Annotated in this window: 18 protein-coding genes; 15 read left to right on the top strand and 3 right to left on the bottom strand. The window is 55.8% G+C overall.

What is annotated here, in order from left to right; translation table 11 throughout:
* Nucleotides 1–27: 27 nt before the first annotated feature.
* From DLM_RS15410 to ispH, 7 genes are all read left to right on the top strand, one after another.
* Complete coding sequence (locus DLM_RS15410; RefSeq protein WP_089085605.1) at nucleotides 28–1,686, top strand: nitrite/sulfite reductase; 1,659 nt, start codon at nucleotides 28–30, stop codon at nucleotides 1,684–1,686.
* Entirely contained in the window at nucleotides 1,670–2,182 is a 513-nt protein-coding gene (locus DLM_RS15405) for a DUF934 domain-containing protein (protein ID WP_089085606.1), read from the top strand. The genes DLM_RS15410 and DLM_RS15405 overlap by 17 nt, the downstream gene beginning before the upstream one ends.
* A 238-nt stretch (nucleotides 2,183–2,420) precedes the next feature.
* Nucleotides 2,421–3,098: an OmpA family protein gene (locus tag DLM_RS15400; protein ID WP_089085607.1), complete on the top strand. Its 678-nt coding sequence runs from the start codon at nucleotides 2,421–2,423 to the stop codon at nucleotides 3,096–3,098.
* 130 nt (nucleotides 3,099–3,228) lie between these two features.
* On the top strand, nucleotides 3,229–4,164 hold the full coding sequence (locus tag DLM_RS15395) for a bifunctional riboflavin kinase/FAD synthetase (protein ID WP_089085608.1): 936 nt from the start codon (nucleotides 3,229–3,231) through the stop codon (nucleotides 4,162–4,164).
* Nucleotides 4,161–6,947 (top strand): isoleucine--tRNA ligase, encoded by a 2,787-nt coding sequence (gene ileS, locus DLM_RS15390; protein WP_089085609.1) that lies wholly within the window; start codon nucleotides 4,161–4,163, stop codon nucleotides 6,945–6,947. Before DLM_RS15395 ends, ileS begins: the two co-directional genes overlap by 4 nt.
* A gap of 74 nt (nucleotides 6,948–7,021) precedes the next feature.
* Nucleotides 7,022–7,513 (top strand): signal peptidase II, encoded by a 492-nt coding sequence (lspA, locus tag DLM_RS15385; RefSeq protein ID WP_231959868.1) that lies wholly within the window; start codon nucleotides 7,022–7,024, stop codon nucleotides 7,511–7,513.
* Nucleotides 7,514–7,561: 48 nt separating this feature from the next.
* Nucleotides 7,562–8,494, top strand: a complete 933-nt coding sequence (gene ispH, locus DLM_RS15380; RefSeq protein ID WP_089085611.1) for a 4-hydroxy-3-methylbut-2-enyl diphosphate reductase — start codon at nucleotides 7,562–7,564, stop codon at nucleotides 8,492–8,494.
* Between the two features lie 71 nt (nucleotides 8,495–8,565).
* On the opposite strand, the gene DLM_RS15375 is transcribed toward ispH, so the two are convergent.
* Complete coding sequence (locus DLM_RS15375) at nucleotides 8,566–9,333, bottom strand: IclR family transcriptional regulator domain-containing protein (protein WP_231959867.1); 768 nt, start codon at nucleotides 9,331–9,333, stop codon at nucleotides 8,566–8,568.
* 359 nt (nucleotides 9,334–9,692) lie between these two features.
* On the opposite strand from DLM_RS15375, the gene gcl reads away from it, so the two are divergent.
* Genes gcl through DLM_RS15360 form a run of 3 tightly spaced genes read left to right on the top strand, consistent with a single transcriptional unit; the run spans nucleotide 9,693 to nucleotide 13,153 of the window.
* Nucleotides 9,693–11,438, top strand: a complete 1,746-nt coding sequence (gcl, locus tag DLM_RS15370) for a glyoxylate carboligase (protein ID WP_089085613.1) — start codon at nucleotides 9,693–9,695, stop codon at nucleotides 11,436–11,438.
* A 30-nt stretch (nucleotides 11,439–11,468) separates the two neighbouring features.
* Complete coding sequence (gene otnI / locus DLM_RS15365; RefSeq protein ID WP_089085614.1) at nucleotides 11,469–12,248, top strand: 2-oxo-tetronate isomerase; 780 nt, start codon at nucleotides 11,469–11,471, stop codon at nucleotides 12,246–12,248.
* Between the two features lie 20 nt (nucleotides 12,249–12,268).
* Nucleotides 12,269–13,153, top strand: a complete 885-nt coding sequence (locus DLM_RS15360; protein ID WP_089085615.1) for a 2-hydroxy-3-oxopropionate reductase — start codon at nucleotides 12,269–12,271, stop codon at nucleotides 13,151–13,153.
* 363 nt (nucleotides 13,154–13,516) lie between these two features.
* On the opposite strand, the gene DLM_RS15355 is transcribed toward DLM_RS15360, so the two are convergent.
* A complete protein-coding gene (locus DLM_RS15355; protein ID WP_089085617.1) occupies nucleotides 13,517–14,776 on the bottom strand; it encodes a urate hydroxylase PuuD in 1,260 nt (419 codons plus the stop codon).
* A 28-nt stretch (nucleotides 14,777–14,804) separates the two neighbouring features.
* Nucleotides 14,805–15,332, bottom strand: a complete 528-nt coding sequence (uraH, locus tag DLM_RS15350; protein ID WP_231959866.1) for a hydroxyisourate hydrolase — start codon at nucleotides 15,330–15,332, stop codon at nucleotides 14,805–14,807.
* Between uraH and DLM_RS15345 the strand changes: the two genes are divergently transcribed.
* Genes DLM_RS15345 through alc form a run of 5 tightly spaced genes read left to right on the top strand, consistent with a single transcriptional unit; the run spans nucleotide 15,321 to nucleotide 19,285 of the window.
* A complete protein-coding gene (locus tag DLM_RS15345; protein WP_089085619.1) occupies nucleotides 15,321–16,076 on the top strand; it encodes a GntR family transcriptional regulator in 756 nt (251 codons plus the stop codon). The genes uraH and DLM_RS15345 overlap by 12 nt on opposite strands.
* A 25-nt stretch (nucleotides 16,077–16,101) precedes the next feature.
* Complete coding sequence (puuE, locus tag DLM_RS15340; RefSeq protein ID WP_089085620.1) at nucleotides 16,102–17,040, top strand: allantoinase PuuE; 939 nt, start codon at nucleotides 16,102–16,104, stop codon at nucleotides 17,038–17,040.
* Complete coding sequence (gene uraD / locus DLM_RS15335) at nucleotides 17,037–17,567, top strand: 2-oxo-4-hydroxy-4-carboxy-5-ureidoimidazoline decarboxylase (RefSeq protein WP_089085621.1); 531 nt, start codon at nucleotides 17,037–17,039, stop codon at nucleotides 17,565–17,567. Before puuE ends, uraD begins: the two co-directional genes overlap by 4 nt.
* On the top strand, nucleotides 17,564–18,187 hold the full coding sequence (locus DLM_RS15330; RefSeq protein ID WP_089085622.1) for a LysE family translocator: 624 nt from the start codon (nucleotides 17,564–17,566) through the stop codon (nucleotides 18,185–18,187). Before uraD ends, DLM_RS15330 begins: the two co-directional genes overlap by 4 nt.
* A 57-nt stretch (nucleotides 18,188–18,244) precedes the next feature.
* On the top strand, nucleotides 18,245–19,285 hold the full coding sequence (gene alc, locus DLM_RS15325) for an allantoicase (RefSeq protein WP_089085623.1): 1,041 nt from the start codon (nucleotides 18,245–18,247) through the stop codon (nucleotides 19,283–19,285).
* The last annotated feature ends 28 nt before the right edge of the window (nucleotides 19,286–19,313 follow it).

Below are 19,313 nucleotides of genomic sequence, written 5' to 3'. Positions count from 1 at the left end.
GCCAACCTTACCCAAGGACATTCAACCATGTACCGTTATGATGAAGTCGACCATCGCATCGTGCGCGAACGTGTCGAACAGTTTCGCAATCAGACCCAGCGCTTTCTTTCCGGCGAACTGACAGAAGATGAGTTCCGCCCGTTGCGCCTGATGAATGGCCTGTACGTTCAACGCCATGCACCCATGCTGCGCGTTGCCATTCCGTACGGGCACCTGGCCAGCCGGCAGTTGCGCAAGCTTGCGCATATCGCCCGCACCTACGACAAGAACTACGCGCACTTCACCACGCGTCAGAACATCCAGTTCAACTGGCCGGAACTGGCGCGCGTGCCGGATATCCTGGCGGAGCTGGCCGAGGTGGAAATGCATGCCATCCAGACTTCGGGCAACTGCGTGCGCAATACCACCACCGATGCCTTCGCCGGCGTAGCCCAGGACGAATTGCTCGATCCGCGTGCCTACTGCGAAATCATCCGTCAGTGGAGCACCCTGCATCCCGAGTTCGCCTTCCTGCCGCGCAAGTTCAAGATTGCCGTATCCGGCAGCGTGGAAGACCGTGCCGCAACCCAAGTACACGATATCGGCCTGCATGTCGTGCGCAATGAGGCGGGCGAAGTCGGCTTCAAGGTGATTGTCGGTGGTGGTCTGGGACGTACCCCCATTGTTGGCGAGGTGGTAAAAGAGTTTCTGCCCACCCGGCATTTGCTGACCTACCTGGATGCGGTGCTGCGCGTCTATAACCGCTTTGGTCGTCGCGACAACAAGTACAAGGCACGCATCAAGATTCTGGTCAAAGCCATGACCGTGGCCGGTTTTGCCGCCAAGGTGGAAGACGAATGGCAGCATCTCAAAGACGGCCCGTCCACCCTGCGCGACGTGGATGTTGCTCATTACGCCAGTTACTTCACCGATCCGGCCTATGACGTGCTGCCATCCAATCCGCCCGAACTCCTCGAAAAGCAGGCTGCCGAGCCGGCATTCGCCCGCTGGCTGGAGCGCAATACCCGCCCGCACAAGCAGGCTGGCTACCGTTCGGTGGTGCTATCCTTGAAAAAGACCGGCGTACCGCCGGGCGATATCACGGCAGATCAAATGGATGCTGCGGCAGATTGGGCCGACCGCTTTGGCTATGGCGAACTGCGCGTGGCACATGAGCAGAACCTGATTCTGCCGGATGTACGCGAGCGGGACTTGTATGAAGTATGGCAGTTGGCCAAGAGCCAGGGCTTTGCCACGCCCAATATCGGCTTGCTCACCGACATCATCTGCTGCCCGGGTGGTGATTTCTGCAGTCTGGCCAATGCCCGCTCCATTCCGGTAGCAGAAGCCATCCAGACTCGCTTTGATGATCTGGATTACCTGTTTGACCTGGGCGAAATCGACTGCAATTTCTCCGGTTGCATGAATGCCTGCGGACATCACCATATTGGTAATATCGGCATCCTTGGTGTGGATAAGAATGGCGAGGAGTGGTACCAGATTACCCTTGGTGGCAGTCAAGGCAGCCATACCACCATTGGCAAAGTAATCGGACCTTCCTTTGCCCAGGCGGATGTCCCGCTGGCATTTGAAAAAATCATGACGGTCTATTTGGAGCAGCGCACAGAAGGGGAGCGCTTTATTGAAACCGTACGCCGTATTGGCCTCGACCCCTTCAAGGAGCGCGTATATGCGAAGCATCATTAAAGATGGACAAATTACGCAGGATAGCTGGCAGGTACTGCGTGCCGATGTGGAAGGGCAATACCCTACCGTGGCGGCTGACGTAGATGTCATCGTCCCGCTGGCACTGTGGCTGGCAGACAAGCCGACATGGCAGGCTCGCGCAGGGCAGACGGCAGTCTGGCTGGCTCCGGATGATGATCCGCAGCTATTGGCGACCGATCTGGACCGCCTTCCGCTAGTTGCAGTGGATTTCCCGGCATTTACTGATGGCCGTGGTTACAGTCTTGGTCGGCTGTTGCGAGAACGCTACAGCTATGCCGGTGAGTTAAGAGCGCTGGGCGACGTGTGGGTGGATTTGCTGCACTATCTCTGGCAGGTTGGCTTCAACGCCTTCGAAATCAAGGATGGCAAAGATCTTGATGGGGCGCTGTCCGGATATGACACGTTTACTGAACGCTATCAGTCTACGCATCGAGAGCCCGTTCCCCTGTTTCGTCGGCGTGTAACATCGTTGTGATAGTGTCGTGTGAATGACACAGTATTGCCGGATTTCTTGGGAATTGTGATGTTTTTCTGCAACATCTCAGCGGCATCAGCCGTCGTGCTGTGTTGACACCGGGTAGGCGCATTTCTATAGTGCCCGTTAACTGCATAAACACAGTTTGGCGCTTACCCTGTTGTTTGCAGTAGAATTGTCCGCGTGGTGTTTGCGTCAACCGCATCAATACCGATTCATAGATAAAAGAGGGAATAATATGACTAAACAGCTGAAACTGAGCGCCCTGGTTGCTGCTCTGCTGGTTTCCGCTAGCGCGTTCGCAGCTAAGCCGGGCTACACCGTAGATCAAACCACCGATGCCGTTTCCCGTAACAACTACGGCGAATGCTGGCACACCGCTTACTTCGACAAGGCCAAGGATGGTCTGGTTGAGTGTGGCGATCGCGAAGCTGCCAAGCCGGTTGCCCCGGTAGCGCAAGCTCCGAAGGCTGCTCCGGTTTCCGTGAAAGAGCATGTAACCCTGTCCGCCAAGGTTCTGTTCAACTTCAACAAGGCTACTCTGCGTGCTGATGCCAAGAACGAACTGGATCCGCTGGTTGCCAAGCTGAAGACTCACGCAGGTCAAGGTGTCCTGAATGGTGTTGAAATCGACGGCTATACCGACTTCATGGGTTCCGACAAGCTGAACAACGCTCTGTCCCAGAAGCGTGCTGATGCTGTTAAGGCCTACTTCGTAGACGCTGGTGTTCCGGCTGAGAAGGTTACTGCTGTTGGTAAGGGCAAGGCTGATGCCAAGATGACCGACGAGTGCAAGGCCAAGTTCCCGAAATACGCCAAGAACAAGAAGCAGAATGCTGAAATCAAGGCTTGCATCGAGCCGGATCGTCGTGTTGACGTTGTGATTGATGCAGTCAAGGTTACCACCCAGCAGTAATCTGCTTCGGTAAACCTTCAAAAGCCCCACGGATGTGGGGCTTTTTTGTTTTATCACTTCCGGTGGCATGGCTGGACGCTACCGCTTACCCACGGCTACAATCGTAAGTTTTCAGGATGCTAGGCGTCAGATGCAGGTATTTCTAGGAGATCCACGACGTTTCGGGCTTGCTGGCTGTGCATTGACCATTGGGAATTTCGATGGCGTGCATCTTGGTCATCAGCATATGCTGCGACGCCTCAAGGATGAGGCCAATGCCCGGTCCTTGCCCACTGCCTTGCTGACGTTTGAACCGCATCCCCGTGAGTTCTTCACCAGAAGCAATCCGCCTGCGCGTTTATCCACCTTGCGTGACAAATTGAATATATTGCAAGCATCGGGGCTGGTGGATTATGTATTCGTCTTTCGTTTTAATCAGCGCTTTGCCAGCATGAGTGCGCAGGATTTCATTCAGGATGTGCTTGTGCGCGATTTGAAAACCCGCTACTTGCTGATCGGTGACGATTTCCAGTTTGGAGCAGCGCGCAAGGGTAATTTTGAATTGTTGTCTGCCTGTCCTGATTTTGTTACCGAGGCCATGCCTTCGGTGCTGGTGCAAGGGGAGCGGGCATCCAGCACCCTGGTACGCGAGAGGCTTGCGGCGGGTGATCTGGCTGCTGCCAATGCATTACTGGGATGTAGCTACCAGATATCCGGCAAGGTGATGCATGGGCAGAAGCTTGGGCGCACCATCGGTTTTCCCACCGTGAATGTCCATTTGCCGCATTTGAAACCCGCATTGCAAGGCGTGTTTGTGGTAGAAGTAGATACGCCTTACGGACGCAAGGGCGGTGTCGCCAGCCTGGGTGTGAATCCCACGGTCAGCAGTAGCAGTGATTACAAACTGGAAGCACACCTGTTTGATTTTGCTGGTGATCTGTACGGCCAGCGTGTGACGGTACATTTCCTGAAAAAATTGCGCGATGAAGAGCGCTATGACAATTTGCCGGCATTGGTGGCGCAGATAGAACGTGATGCCGCCAGTGCCCATACTTATTTGACCAGTTTGCAGCGAGAGCAGGCATGAGCATCGATTACCGTAAAACCGTCAACCTGTTGGATACCCCGTTCGCCATGCGAGGGGATCTGGCCAAACGCGAACCTGCCTGGGTCAAACGCTGGCAGGAGCAGAAGCGCTACGACAAGGTACGCAAGCTGTCTGCAGGTCGCCCTAAATTCATCCTGCATGATGGCCCACCGTATGCCAACGGTGATATCCATATCGGACATGCCGTTAACAAGGTGTTGAAGGACATTATCGTCCGCTCCAAGACCCTGGCCGGCTTTGATGCTCCGTATGTACCGGGCTGGGACTGCCATGGCCTGCCGATCGAGCTGATGGTGGAAAAACTGCATGGCAAAGCCATTCCCGCCGCCAAATTCCGCGAATTGTGCCGTGAATATGCCAAGGAGCAGATTGCCCGTCAGAAGAAAGACTTCATCCGCTTGGGTGTACTGGGAGATTGGGACAATCCCTATCTCACCATGGATTTCAAGACCGAAGCGGACATCGTGCGCACCCTGGGCACCATTTACAGTAACGGCTACCTGTTCAAGGGTGAAAAGCCGGTGCACTGGTGCATCGAGTGTGGCTCCGCACTGGCAGAAGCCGAGGTCGAGTACGAAGACAAGAACTCTCCGGCAATCGATGTTGGTTTCCGAGTGCTGGAACAGGACAAGCTGGCGGCTGCATTCGGTCTGACTGCCGAGCAGGTAGCTGGTGCCATGGCCGTCATCTGGACTACCACTCCGTGGACACTGCCGGCCAACCAGGCGGTGGCAGTCAGTGCCACGCTGACTTACCAGTTGATTGATACCCCCAAGGGCAAGCTGATCCTGGTCAAGGAGCTGGCCGAGTCTGCGCTGCAGCGCTACGGCTTTGCCGATGCCAAGGTGCTGGCAGAAACCACTGGCGACAAGCTGGAGCTGTTGCAACTGCAACATCCGTTCTATAGCCGCAGCGTGCCAGTCATCTGCGGTGATCACGTTACTACCGACGCCGGTACCGGTCTGGTGCATACCGCGCCGGCACACGGTCTGGAAGACTTCCAGGTTGGCCAGCAATATGGCCTGCCGATTGACAACCCGGTGGCGGATGATGGTCGCTACAAGTCCACTACCGAACTGTTTGCCGGTCTGTCGGTATGGGAAGCCAATCCCAAAGTCATCGAAACGCTGGAACAGCATGGCACCCTGATTCATCAGGCCCGTTTGCTGCATAGCTACCCGCATTGCTGGCGTCACAAGACCCCCATCATCTTCCGTGCGACGGCCCAGTGGTTCATCGGCATGGACAAGCAGGGCAAGGATGGTGTGGCACTGCGCGAACGTGCCAAGAGCGCGGTGGATGCAACCGAATTCTTCCCGGCATGGGGGCGTGCCCGTCTGGAAGCCATGATTGGCAACCGTCCGGACTGGTGCGTGTCGCGCCAGCGTAACTGGGGCGTGCCGATGACCTTCTTCGTACACAAGGAAACGGGTGAATTGCATCCGCGTTCGCTGGCCTTGCTGGAAGAAGTGGCACTGCGCATCGAACAGCAGGGCATCGAGGCCTGGTTCAGCCTGGATGCGCAGGAACTGTTGGGTAGCGAAGCGGCCGAGTATCGCAAACTGACCGACACGCTGGATGTGTGGTTCGACTCCGGCTCCACCCACTTTGCCGTGCTCAAGCAGCGCCCCGAACTGGCCTGGCCAGCTGACTTGTACCTGGAGGGTAGCGACCAGCACCGCGGCTGGTTCCAGTCCTCCTTGCTGACCGGTTGTGCCACCATTGGCCGCGCTCCGTACAAGCAATTGCTGACCCACGGTTTCGTGGTGGATGGCAAGGGCCTGAAGATGTCCAAGTCCAAGGGCAATGTCGTTGCACCGCAAAAGGTGAATGACAGCCTGGGTGCTGACATCCTGCGTCTGTGGGTGGCTTCCACCGATTATTCCGGCGAACTGGCGATTTCCGATGAAATCCTCAAGCGGGTGACCGAAAGCTACCGCCGCCTGCGTAATACCCTGCGCTTCCTGCTGGCCAACCTGTCGGATTTCGATCCGCTGGAAAATGCCGTGCCGTTTGGTGAAATGCTGGAGCTGGATCAATACGCCCTGCTGATGGCGCGTCAGGTACAGGAAAAGGTGGCGGGTGAGCTGTATACCCGTTATGCCTTCCACCATGCCATGCAGGAAGTGGTGAATTATTGCTCGGAAGACCTGGGTGCTTTCTATCTGGATATCATCAAGGACCGTCTGTACACCACCAAGGCCGACAGCCGTGCGCGTCGCAGTGCCCAGACGGCGCTCTATCATCTGAGCCGCAGCTTGCTGTTGTTGATTGCACCGGTATTGTGCTTCACCGCAGATGAAGCCTGGGAAGTCCTCACCAAGAGCGAAGAAGAGTCCTCCCTGTATCACACTTGGCATGAGTTCCCGGCACTTACTGCCGCCAGTGAGCAAGCCTTGCAGCAAAAGTGGCAAGCCATTCGCAGCCTGCGTGCCCAGGTCAACAAGCAGATTGAAGAACTGCGTAGTGCCGATCAACTGGGTTCCTCCTTGCAAGCCGAGCTGGATATCGAGGCTGCCGGCGACTTGTACCAGCAACTGGCCAGCCTGGGCGACGATCTCAAGTTCGTGCTCATCGTGTCGGCTGCGCGCGTGCGTGAGGCCGCAGAGACCCGTATCACCGTGACACCATCGGCGCATCAGAAATGTGATCGCTGCTGGCACTATCGGGCCGATGTAGGGTCTCATGCCGGTCATGGCGCAGTATGTGGTCGCTGCGTCGATAATATCGATGGCAAAGGTGAAGTCCGGGCACATGCCTGATCGACCCTGAGCGTTCCCCCGGACCGATGCGCCGGGGGATCGACCGGCAAGGATGTAATCAAATGGAATCCGTCATGCAGGCGCCTCAAGCCAGAAGCTGGAGCAAATGGATGGGGCTGGCGTTGCTGGTCATCGTTCTGGACCAGCTCTCCAAGATTTATTTCAACAGTCAGTACCAGTTTGGTGAAGTGCGGGAGGTGATTCCCGGCTACTTCGGTTTTACGCTGATCTACAATCCCGGTGCCGCCTTCAGTTTTCTGCGTGATGCCGGTGGTTGGCAGAAGTATTTGTTTACCCTGCTGGCACTGGCGGTATCCGGCTACCTGGGATGGAATATCGTCAAAGGACGGTTCACCCCCCTGATGAATATGGCCGCCAGCTTCATCATCGGCGGGGCCATCGGTAATGTCATCGATCGCCTGGCTTATGGTCATGTGGTGGATTTCATCCTGGTCCATTATCAGCACAGCTGGTACTACCCGGCTTTCAATCTGGCTGATTCCTTTATCTGTGTCGGTGCCGTGCTGATGGTGCTCGACAGCATGAAGCAACCCAGAGCGCATTGAACCCGTTTTTGCCATCCATCGTGTGATGGCGTTTTGCAAGGATTACAGATGACGAAGACCATTATGCTGGCCAACCCGCGTGGGTTCTGTGCCGGGGTGGACCGGGCCATCGCCATCGTCGAGCGTGCCATCGAGAAGTTTGGTGCTCCCATTTATGTGCGGCATGAGGTAGTGCATAACCGCTTTGTCGTAGAGGACCTACGTGCCAAGGGCGCCATTTTCATCGAAGAACTGAAAGATGTTCCGGCTGGCAGCACCCTGGTGTATTCCGCCCACGGCGTGCCACTATCGGTGCGCGCCGAAGCCGAGGCCTTGGGCCTGCAGGTGTTTGATGCCACCTGTCCGCTAGTGACCAAGGTACATGTCGAAGTCAAGCGCATGCACAAGGCCGAGATGGAAATCATCATGATCGGCCATGCCGGACATCCGGAGGTGGAAGGTACCATGGGGCAGGTTGAGAGTGGCATGTACCTCGTTGAAAGCGTGGACGATGTCGCCACGCTGGAAGTACGCAATCCTGCCGCCCTGTCCTATGTCAGCCAGACCACGCTTTCTGTCGATGAAACCCGGGAGATCATCGAGGCACTCAAGCAGCGCTTTCCCGCCATCATTAGTCCGAAAAAGGACGATATCTGTTATGCCACGCAGAACCGCCAGGATGCAGTAAAAGCCTTGTCCGACCAGTGTGACATCATCGTGGTGGTCGGCTCGCCCAATAGCTCCAACTCCAACCGTCTGCGCGAAGTGGCGGCCTTGCGCGGAGTGGATGCCTATATGGTGGATAATGCGTCGCTGCTGCAGCCTGAGTGGTTCGAGGGCAAGACCCGTGTCGGTGTGACTGCAGGAGCCAGTGCGCCCGAAGTGCTGGTCCAGGCCGTTATCGAGCAGATTCGCCGTTACGGTGCGCAGAGCGTGGCCGAACTCAGTGGGGTGGAAGAGTCAACGGTGTTTGCCCTGCCGCCCGGTTTGCGTGATAAATAACCCTTCCGGCGGTTTTCCACCAAGGCCCTGCACACATTGCAGGGCCTTTTTTATCATTCAGCCAGCCGGGCTCAGCCATTTTTTCTGGGTCTGCCACCATAACGCTGAGTGATTTCGCTGGCGGCCTGCATCACCAGTGACCCCAGGTGGGTGATGCGTTCATCTGGGATACGCGATTTGGGACCAGATACCGAGATGGCTGCAAATGCCTGGCTGCTTTCGTCATAGATACAACTGGCCACACAGCGCAGACCAAGAGCGTGCTCACCATCATCAAAAGCGAAACCCTGTTGCTGAACCCGCTGTAGCTGTTCTTTCAGTTGGGCTGGCGTGGTGATGGTGTGTTCGGTGTAATGAGGCAAGCCGGTTTTTTGCAGGATACGGTTCAAGAGTTCGGTCTCCTGCGCCGCCAGAAAAGCCTTGCCTGCCGCCGAGGCGTGCAGTGGCAGCCTGCCACCAATCGGAGCCAGCATGCGCATCAGTTCGCGGCATTGCACTTGCCCCACAACCACGCTTTGCCAAGCATCGGTATCAAATACCACCAGATTGCTGGTTTCACCAGCGGCCTCCATGGTGCGGCGTAAAACCGGCATGGCAAGGGTGGAGAGATCGCGGCTTCCCAGAAAACCGCTGCCTACGGTAAAGGCACGCACACCTATGCTCCACAGCCCTAGATCGCCGGTCTGCTGCACAAAGCCCATTTGTTGCATGGTACTGAGCAAACGATGTGTCGTGGAATTGGGCAGGCCTACTTGCATGGAGAGGTCGGTCAGCATGATGCCAGCTGGTGCTGCAGCAATCCGCTCCAGCAGTATCAAGCCCCGGGTCAGTGACTGCACCTGGCCTGTGCTAGCGCTGCCGCCTTCTGCGCGTTTACGGGGGAAGTACGCGGGGTGCTGTCGGCTTTGGCCATATATCCTCTTGGCATGGTCGGATAGGAAGATTCGTTGCGATTTTACGCCTTAGGTACAGTTGGGTGTAGCTATTACTGACCTTGTGGTGTCTGTTTTGGCGATTTGATATTTATTCATCTTTTTATTTTTCTTTAATTTGTTGATTTTAATGGATAAATTTTATTTTTACAAATAATGGAAACGGTTTCCATTATTTGTTGACTGCGTTTGCATGCTGCGAGATAGTTGAAGCCATGACGGGCCGCGACCAAGGTGGTGAGGCCTGCCCAATTCAGGAGTAATCCATGGCCAAAATGAGAGCAATCGAAGCAGCCGTACATATCTTGATCAAAGAAGGGGTGGACACTGCCTTTGGCGTGCCGGGAGCCGCCATCAACCCGCTATATGCCGCCATGAAAAAAATCGGCGGAATCCGTCATCTGCTGGCCCGCCATGTGGAAGGTGCATCGCACATGGCCGAGGGATATACCCGTGCCGGTGCCGGTAATATCGGTGTCTGCATCGGCACATCCGGTCCGGCTGGTACCGATATGATTACCGGCCTGTATTCCGCGGCGGCGGATTCCATTCCCATTCTCTGCATCACCGGTCAGGCACCACGTTCCCGCTTGCACAAAGAAGATTTCCAGGCCGTCGATATCAAGGAGATCGCACGGCCAGTCAGTAAATGGGCGACCACGGTCATGGAGCCTGCCCAGGTACCTGGAGCCTTTCAGCAAGCATTCCATCTGATGCGCTCCGGGCGTCCCGGGCCGGTGCTGCTAGACCTGCCTTTTGATGTACAGATGGCCGAGATAGATTTCGACCTGGAAACCTATCAGCCACTGCGCGCGTTCAAGCCAGAGGCCAGCCGTGCCCAGCTAGAGAAAGCATTGTCCATGCTGCTGGAGTCTGAGCGCCCGCTCATTGTCGCTGGTGGTGGCATCATCAATGCCAATGCTTCAACACTGCTGACCACGTTTGCCGAAATTGTGCAGGTGCCAGTAATTCCCACGCTGATGGGCTGGGGCTGTATTCCCGACGATCATCCACTGATGGCAGGGATGGTCGGTTTGCAAACATCCCATCGCTACGGCAATGCCACCTTGTTGGCGGCGGATTTCGTATTGGGTATCGGCAATCGTTGGGCTAATCGCCATACCGGTTCGGTCGATGTCTATACCGCCGGGCGCAAATTCGTGCATATCGATATCGAACCTACCCAGATTGGCCGGGTGTTTGCGCCGGATTACGGCATTGTTTCCGATGCCGCCAGTGCGCTCGCTCTGCTGATCGAAATCGCCCGAGAATGGCAGGATCAAGGACGTCTGCCGACGCGCCCTGCGTGGCTGGAAGCCTGCCAGCATCGCAAGAGATGCATGCTGCGACGCAGTGATCATGCGGACAAACCGATCAAGCCAATGCGGGTTTATGAAGAAATGAACCGCTATTTTGGCAAGAACACCCGCTATGTCAGCACCATCGGTCTGTCGCAAATTGCTGCTGCGCAGTTCTTGCATGTCTATCAGCCGCGTAACTGGATCAATTGTGGCCAGGCCGGACCTTTGGGCTGGACCATTCCTGCGGCCCTTGGTGCCAAGGTGGCAGATCCATCCACCCAGGTAGTCGCTATTTCCGGTGACTACGATTTCCAGTTCATGCTGGAAGAGCTGGCCGTCGGTGCCCAGTTCCGTATCCCATACATTCATGTATTGGTGAATAACAGTTATCTCGGCTTGATCAGGCAGGCTCAGCGTCAGTTTGATATCGACTATTGCGTACAGCTCAGCTTTGAAAATATTAATGCCCCAGAGCTTGGCAGTTATGGCGTCGATCACGTGCGTGTGGTCGAAGGGCTGGGTTGTAAGGCTGTGCGTATTCGTGATCCTGAGCAATTAGCAGCAGGTCTGGCCGAGGCTCAGCAGTTGATGGAGCAATATGCAGTGCCCGTCGTGGTGGAGGTGATTCTGGAAAGAGTGACCAATATCGCCATGGGTGCAGAAATCAATGCCATCAACGAGTTCGAAGACATTATCGACCTGCCGGTCTGATGTACTTGCCAACTTTATCGGGAGATTCATATGCCAAGATTTGCTGCCAATCTGACCATGTTGTTTGGTGAAGTTGATTTTATGTCACGCTTTCAAGCCGCTGCGCGTGCCGGTTTTCGTGGGGTGGAGTATTTGTTTCCGTATGCCTACGACAAGCATCAACTGGCAGAACAGTTGGACAAGCATCAACTGGTGCAGGTGCTGCATAACCTTCCTGCAGGAAACTGGGACGCGGGAGAGCGCGGCATTGCCTGCCTGCCAGACCGGGTTGGGGAGTTCCAGGATGGTGTGGGCGAGGCCATTGCCTATGCCAAGGCTTTGGGATGCCGCCAGTTGAATGTGCTGGCCGGCATTCGTCCTGCACGGACCGATGCTGATTTGGTGGAGGAGACCCTTTACAACAACTTGCGATTCGCTGCCAATGCGCTGCGCAGCGAGGGGATCAAACTATTGGTTGAGGCCATCAATACCTTTGATATTCCAGGGTTTGCGCTATCCCGTACTCGGCAGGTTCTGGCACTGATCCGCGATATCGGTAGTGACAATATGTTTGTCCAGTACGACATCTACCATATGCAGCGAATGGAAGGCGAACTGGCACAAACCTTGCAGTTGCAATTGGCGCATATCGCTCATATCCAACTGGCTGACAATCCCGGTCGACATGAACCTGGCAGTGGTGAGATCAACTATCCCTATTTATTCGGTTTGCTGGATGAGATCGGTTATCAGGGCTGGATTGGCTGTGAGTATAAACCACGCAACGGAACCCTGGCCGGTCTGACGTGGGCCCAACAATATCTTTCCTGAACAAATAGAAGGAGATGGCAATGAAGATAGGATTCATTGGACTGGGCATCATGGGGGCTCCCATGGCCGGACATCTGGTAAACGCTGGCCATGCCTTGTTTGTCCATTCGCGTAGCGGGCTGCCAGCGTCGCTGGCATCCCAGCCCTTGACGGTGTGTGACAATGCTAGTCAGGTAGCCCAGCAGGCAGAAGTCATCATTACGATGTTGCCGGATACCGCGGATGTCGGCGAGGTATTGTTTGGCACCAATGGCGTTGCAGAAGCCGAGCTGGCAGGCAAGGTCATTATCGATATGTCGTCGATTTCTCCATTGGAAACCAAACAGTATGCCAGCCGTATCGAAAAGCTGGGCGGGTACTATTTAGATGCACCCGTGTCTGGTGGCGAAGTGGGGGCCAAAGCCGCTACCTTGTCTATCATGGTTGGTGGACCGCAGGCTGTATTCGAGCAGTTACTGCCCGTGCTGCAGTTAATGGGCAAAAACATCACCCGTGTTGGAGAGAATGGTGATGGTCAGACTGCCAAGGTGGCGAATCAAATGATTGTGGCACTCACGATAGAAGCGGTCAGCGAAGCCCTGCTATTTGCGGCGCGTGCCGGTGCCGATCCAGCCAAAGTACGGCAGGCTCTATTGGGTGGCTTTGCTTCATCCAAGATTCTCGAAGTACATGGTGAGCGTATGGTTAAACGGGCTTTTGATCCCGGTTTCCGGATTTCCTTGCATCAAAAAGACTTGAACCTGGCCCTGTCCAGTGCTCAGAAAATGGCACTGGCTTTGCCGGCAACAGCGCTGGCACAGCAACTATTTAATAGCTGCGTGGCTCAGGGGGGGGCGGGATGGGACCATAGTGCGATGGTAAGGGCGCTGGAACAGTTATCGGGTTTTGCCATCCCGGCTCAGTAGTCAGACGGGTATTGGCAAGTTATTGGGCGGAGTGGATGTAGAAAAGGGGCGGAGAAATCCGCCCCTTTATGTTGCTGAGCAAATGAAATGTGCAATAAACCTGGCTGGTTTGTTGCGCTTCGTGATGGCCTACGAACTCGTGTTGGCTGCCTACTTCCGCTTGCGGCGGCAGTCTCATCCTGTCCCGCGCAGACTGGATATCCTGGTGCGGCGGCGGGTTGAGTGCTGGCCTGCCATATATATGGAAGGCCAGTTGATGATGACTGCCCTGCCACAGCTAAGCCCGAGAGACGCGCTGATCCAGGTCTTGCTGTGGCCGGGAAACAGACATGCCAAACTGGCCCCGCAGATTGGCTGTGGCCTTTATGGTTGCCACTGGGCAATCAACTGACGCTCTTCCTCGCTCATCTTGGTTGTATTCGCTAGTGGCATATATTTGCTGGCGACAGCCTGTTTGATCTTGAGGTGATGCAAGAGGATATCCCTGTCATTGTCTAGTTTGATACCTGCGGGTGGCGCGGCAAAGCCTGGCTGGGTTGGCTTGGCGGCATGGCAGGCGATACAGCGCAGCTGTAGCACACTGACAACGTTTTGCAGTTCCTTGCTCTTGTCACTTGCTGCCGTGCCACCAGCCGTGACTGCATCGGTACTGGCTGTACTCGGGCTGGCACTGGGCGGGGTGCTTGGCGTGCTGGATGGTGCGGCAATCATGCCGATGACCAGCAGCATGATGGCGCTGGCGGCTGGCAGGGTCAGCACATTCTGACCACGGTGGCGCAGTACAAAATATTGTCTGATCAAGGCTCCAACCAAGATGAATAACACCATGATGAACCAGGCCGTGTCATTGCTATAGGCAAAGGCATAGTGGTTGCTGATCATCAGGAACACTACCGGCAATGTGAAGTAAGTGTTATGCACCGATCTTTGCTTGCCGCGCTTGCCATCCAGTGGATTAGGTGTCTCACCTGCCTGCAGCGCAGCCACCATCCGCCGCTGGCCGGGGATGATCCAGAACAGCACATTGGCTGACATACAGGTTGCCATGACCGCGCCGGTCAGCAGAAAGGCAGCACGCCCCTGGAATACATGGGAGCTGAAGTAGGCCACTCCAGCCATCATGAGCGCAACTGCCACGCTTAGCAGCCCATCACGCTGCATTTCCGGGCTGATGCGCCGGCATAGTTCGTCGTAAACCAGCCAGCCAACGATGAGCAGGGCAATGGCCGCGATATTAACCTCACTCGGCGTCAGTACGGCGGCCCAGGCCCAGGGACTAGATGGATTGGCCAGATAAACTGCCGGGTTACTCAGGTACAGCAGGCAAAATAAGGCAAATCCAGATAGCCAGGTGGTGTAGGACTTCCAGAATGACCAGTGCAGTTTATTGTCGAGCGGAAAAGGCGGGCGGCTCAGATATTTCTGGTTATGGTAAAAGCCGCCGCCGTGTACTGAGGACATCTCACCCAGCAGGTCATAACGCGGATCTTGTTCTCCCTTTGGTGCTGTGAGGCTGTTGTCCAGCATGACGAAGTAGATGGACTCGCCAATCCAGGCAATGGCGGCGATCACGTGCAACCAGCGTAGCAGCAGGTTGCCGAACTCGAGGAGGTAGCTTTCCATGAGCGAAGTTCCTGATCGAAAGAAGGGGTCAACTACCGCGGTAGGTCGAGTACGCCCAAGGCGTGACAACCAGCGGGACGTGATAGTTTTCAGCCGGATTGGCAATGCCAAAGCGCAGAACGACCTGATCGACAAAACAGGGCTGCGCCAGATTCACTCCCTGGCTTAGGAAGTAGTCGCCGGCATGAAAAACCAGCTCATACAGACCGGCCTGCATGGCGCTACCAGACAGTAGCGGCTCATTGCAGCGGCCATCCTCGTTAGTGTCGAACTGACGCAGCAGAGTGCGTCCATCTCCTTGTATCCGGTACAGCTCACCGCGCACCCCGGCCGCGGGGCGGCCATGCATGGTATCCAATACGTGTGTGGAAAGTTTTCCCATCTGTTTTTGTCTCCGATGTGTCAGCCCTACACAATCTTCGGTCGGTGGGCTGTTGTTGTTGTGCAAAGCATGAGGCGATTTGAGTTGACGATATTGTTTTATCCTATCGATAATTGTCAACAATATTTTGGAAGTCGTTACCGTATTGTGGAAATTGAAAAAATGAACAATCATCAATGGCCTGTGCAGGAGGACGAGGAAGTCATGGTGGCACCACCAGCCTCCAGCTTGTGTTACGAGGGCCAGCCGCCGGGCGAAGTGGAGCGGCTGTATCTGGAAATCTTCGATGCGGTAATCGATCAGCGTTTGCGCCCAGGAGTCAAGCTGACCGAGGCCGTGCTCTGTGACGTGTTTTCCTGTTCGCGCAGTACGGTACGTGCCGCATTGGCGCAGTTGCAACATGACAAAATTGTCGAACTGCAGCCCAATCGCGGGGCATTTGTGGCGCAGCCTGACATCAAGGAAACCCGCGATGTATTCGAGGCCAGACGCATGGTAGAAGCGGCCATTCTGGATAAATTGCTGAGCCTGCCCGATTTGCCAGATCGTCTGCAGCAGTTATGGCAAATGGTGCGGCAAGAGCGGGCGGCTTTCGAACGGCAGGACCGGGTCAGCTGGATTCGCCTGTCCAATGCCTTCCATGTGCAGTTAGTGCGTTTGGCCGAAAACGAGGTACTGGCCGAATTGATGAACAGCTTGTGTTCACGCACTTCGCTAATCATCGCCCTGTACGACAAGCCGGGATGCAGTGCCTGCTCTTTCGATGAGCATGAGCAGATCCTGCAGCAGTTGTCCAAGGGAGACCGGGAAGGGGCACAGCAAGCCATGCGACAGCATTTGCAGGATTGTGAGCAGCGCATGCATTTTGCCGACAGAAATATACCAGACCCATGGACGATGTTTCATCGTCAGCTTTAGGTGCCTAGACCAAGGAGTTCAACGCATGCAACAGGCGTATCCGCGCGACATGATCGGCTACGGCCGCCAGCGGCCCCCAGTGAACTGGCCAGGCCAGGCCAGGGTGGCCGTGCAGTTTGTCCTCAACTATGAGGAGGGGGGGGAGAGCAATGTGCTGCACGGCGATGCACTCTCCGAACAGTTCCTCTCCGAAATCGTCGGTGCAGCGGCCTATCCTGCGCGTCACATGTCGATGGAAAGCCTGTATGAGTACGGTTCGCGGGTGGGGGTATGGCGCATTCTGCGCGAATTCGAAAAGCGTGAGCTGCCGCTGACGGTGTTTGCCGTGGGCATGGCGCTGGAGCGCAATCCGGAAGCAGCGACCGCCTTTGTGGAGTTGGGGCATGAGCTGGCCTGCCACGGTTATCGCTGGCTGCATTACCAGAATGCGGATGTCGGTCTGGAGCGCGAACACATGCAGCGCTGTGTGGAAATCATCAGCCATTTGACCGGTTCGCATCCGGCTGGCTGGTACACCGGACGCGACAGCCCGAATACCCGCCGACTGGTGGTGGAGGAGGGAGGATTCCTCTACGACGCTGATTACTATGGCGACGAGCTGCCCTTCTGGACCGAAGTACGCCTGGGTAATGGCCAGTCCAAGCCCCACCTAGTTGTGCCTTATACCCTGGATGCCAACGATATGCGCTTTGCCTCACCGCAGGGTTTTAATACCGGTGAGCATTTTTTCCAGTACCTGAAGGATAGTTTCGACGTGCTGTATGCCGAAGGCGAAACCGCCCCTGCCATGCTGTCCATTGGCCTGCACTGCCGGCTGATTGGTCGCCCTGGACGTTTTGCTGCATTACAGCGTTTTCTCGATTATGTGCAGCAGCATGAATGGGTATGGGTATGCCGTCGCGTAGATATCGCCCATCACTGGCTGCGTCATTATCCCCACCCTGATCTGGAGTCCTGCCGATGAGCCAGCCTCTCACTCTGTCATTATTGAATCAGTTGCCATTTGATGCTTTTGTTGCTGCCCTGGGTGGTATCTATGAGCATTCGCCGTGGGTGGCGGAGCGCACTGCAGCCTTGCGTCCTTTCCATTCGGTGGCAGAGCTGGCTGCTGTCATGGCCGGCGAAGTGGAAAAAGCTGGCTATGCCGCACAGATGGCGCTGATCCGGGCTCACCCGGAACTGGCCGGTAAGGCGGCGATACGCGGTGAGCTGACTGCAGAGTCCAGCACCGAGCAGGCAGGAGCAGGCCTGGATCAATGCAGTCCGGAGGAGTTTGCCCGGCTGACCGAACTGAACAATGCCTATCGCAATAAATTCGGCTTTCCCTTCATCCTGGCGGTACGCGGCTATAACCGGGCTGAGATCATTCGCGAGTTCGAGCGCCGCTTGCAACTGGGAGTGGAGGAGGAGCGACGCGAGTGCCTGGAACAGATCTATCGCATCGGGCGTTTGCGTCTGGAAGCATTGCTGCCAGAAGGCGTTTGCGTATGAGTCCGGAAACGCTGGGTCTGTATCTATTGGCCATCACCGTGGTCATCGCCGTACCTGGGCCGCTATCGCTATTCATGGTGGGCAATGCCCTGCAGTTTGGTGTCTGGAAAAGCTGGCCCGGTTTTGTCGGCGGGGTATTGGCCTCAGTCAGCCTGCTTGTGCTATCGGCACTCGGTATCGGCTCCTTGCTGCTGGCATCACCCCGCAGTTTTCTGCTGCTGCAGGCTGTCGGCGCCTGCTATCTGTTTTATCTGGGCCTCCGCACTTGGCAGGGGCGTAAGGTGGCGGCGAGTGTAGCGGATAGTCGCCAGGGGCGGGCACACCTGTTTTCCAAAGCTTTTCTGCTGGGTATCAGCAATCCCAAGGACATCGCTTTTTTCCTGGCTTTGCTGCCGCAATTCATGACGCCGTCCAAGCCACTACTGCCACAGCTACTGTGGATGGTGCTGGGATGGATGGTGGTCGATCTGTTGTGCAAGCTCACTTATGGCCTGCTGGCCAGCCGATTGCTGGCCAGTATGGCTATCTTGCGTCAGTTGTTTTTGATGGCTTCGGCAATCTGTTTTGTTGCGATGGGCAGTGTGCTGTTGGGACAGACCTTGGCCATCGTTGTCCTGTGAAGAAGTGGTACCTAGAAAATCTTGTTGGTGGTAAAGCAAAAAAAGAGGAGAGATCACATGAGTATTGCATTGCATCCCGGATCGAATGTTTTACCGGCGGCACCGGTTGAATTGCCCGAGTTTGCCCGTCGCCATGTCAATCTGGCTGAGCCTGATTTCGGCGCTTGCGTACTGTCCTGTACGGATGAGTGGTTTGCGCCGGCAGAACGCATGCTGCAGTCATCATCACCTGTCTTTGTTGTGGGCAAGTTTGATGATCATGGCAAGTGGATGGATGGCTGGGAGACGCGTCGCCGCCGCAATGGAGGGCATGATCATGCCGTCATCCAATTGGGTCTGCCTGGCGTGATCAAGGGGCTGGATATCGATACCAGCCACTTTACCGGCAATTTCCCGCCAGCAGCTTCGGTAGAAGTTTGTCATGTTGTGGGTGTGCCCGACGAGCACACCGAGTGGACCGAAATCTTGCCAGCGGCAGCGTTGGGCAGCAGTGCGCATCACTTTTTCAGTGTCGATGACAGCCGGGTATGGACGCATCTGCGGCTGCATATCTATCCAGATGGCGGCGTGGCGCGCCTGCGGGTGTATGGGCAACCTAGCATTGACTGGCAGAGCAAGGACCGTTCTGCCCTGCACGAAGTATCTGCGTTGCAGCATGGTGGACGTATTGTTGCCTATAACGATGCCCATTTTGGCGTGCCATTTCGCCTGATCATGCCCGGTCGTGGCATCAATATGGGGGATGGCTGGGAAACCCGTCGCCGGCGTGAGCCCGGCAATGACTGGTGTATTGTCCAACTGGGACGTACTGCTGTTGTGGAGCGCATCGAGGTGGATACGGCTCATTTCAAGGGCAATTATCCAGATAGTGTTTCCATCCAGGCAGCCCTGGTGACGCAAGGGACTGATCAGTCCATCGTGACCCAGGCGATGTTCTGGGACACGTTGCTGCCCGAACAGAAAACCACGATGGACCGGCAGCATTTTTATGACCGTGAGCAAATCCGTCCGTTGGGACCGGTGAATTATGTGCGGCTGAATATCTTCCCGGATGGTGGCGTGAGCCGCTTACGCATCTGGGGGCGTTTGGTTGATTAGCACAGCCGCACAACAAACCGATTCTCAA

It is taken from the genome of Aquitalea magnusonii, from assembly GCF_002217795.2.
Taxonomy (GTDB): Bacteria; Pseudomonadota; Gammaproteobacteria; order Burkholderiales; family Chromobacteriaceae; genus Aquitalea; species Aquitalea magnusonii_B.
Note: the sequence above shows the minus strand (reverse complement) of the source record. Positions and strands in the feature narration are given on the sequence as shown.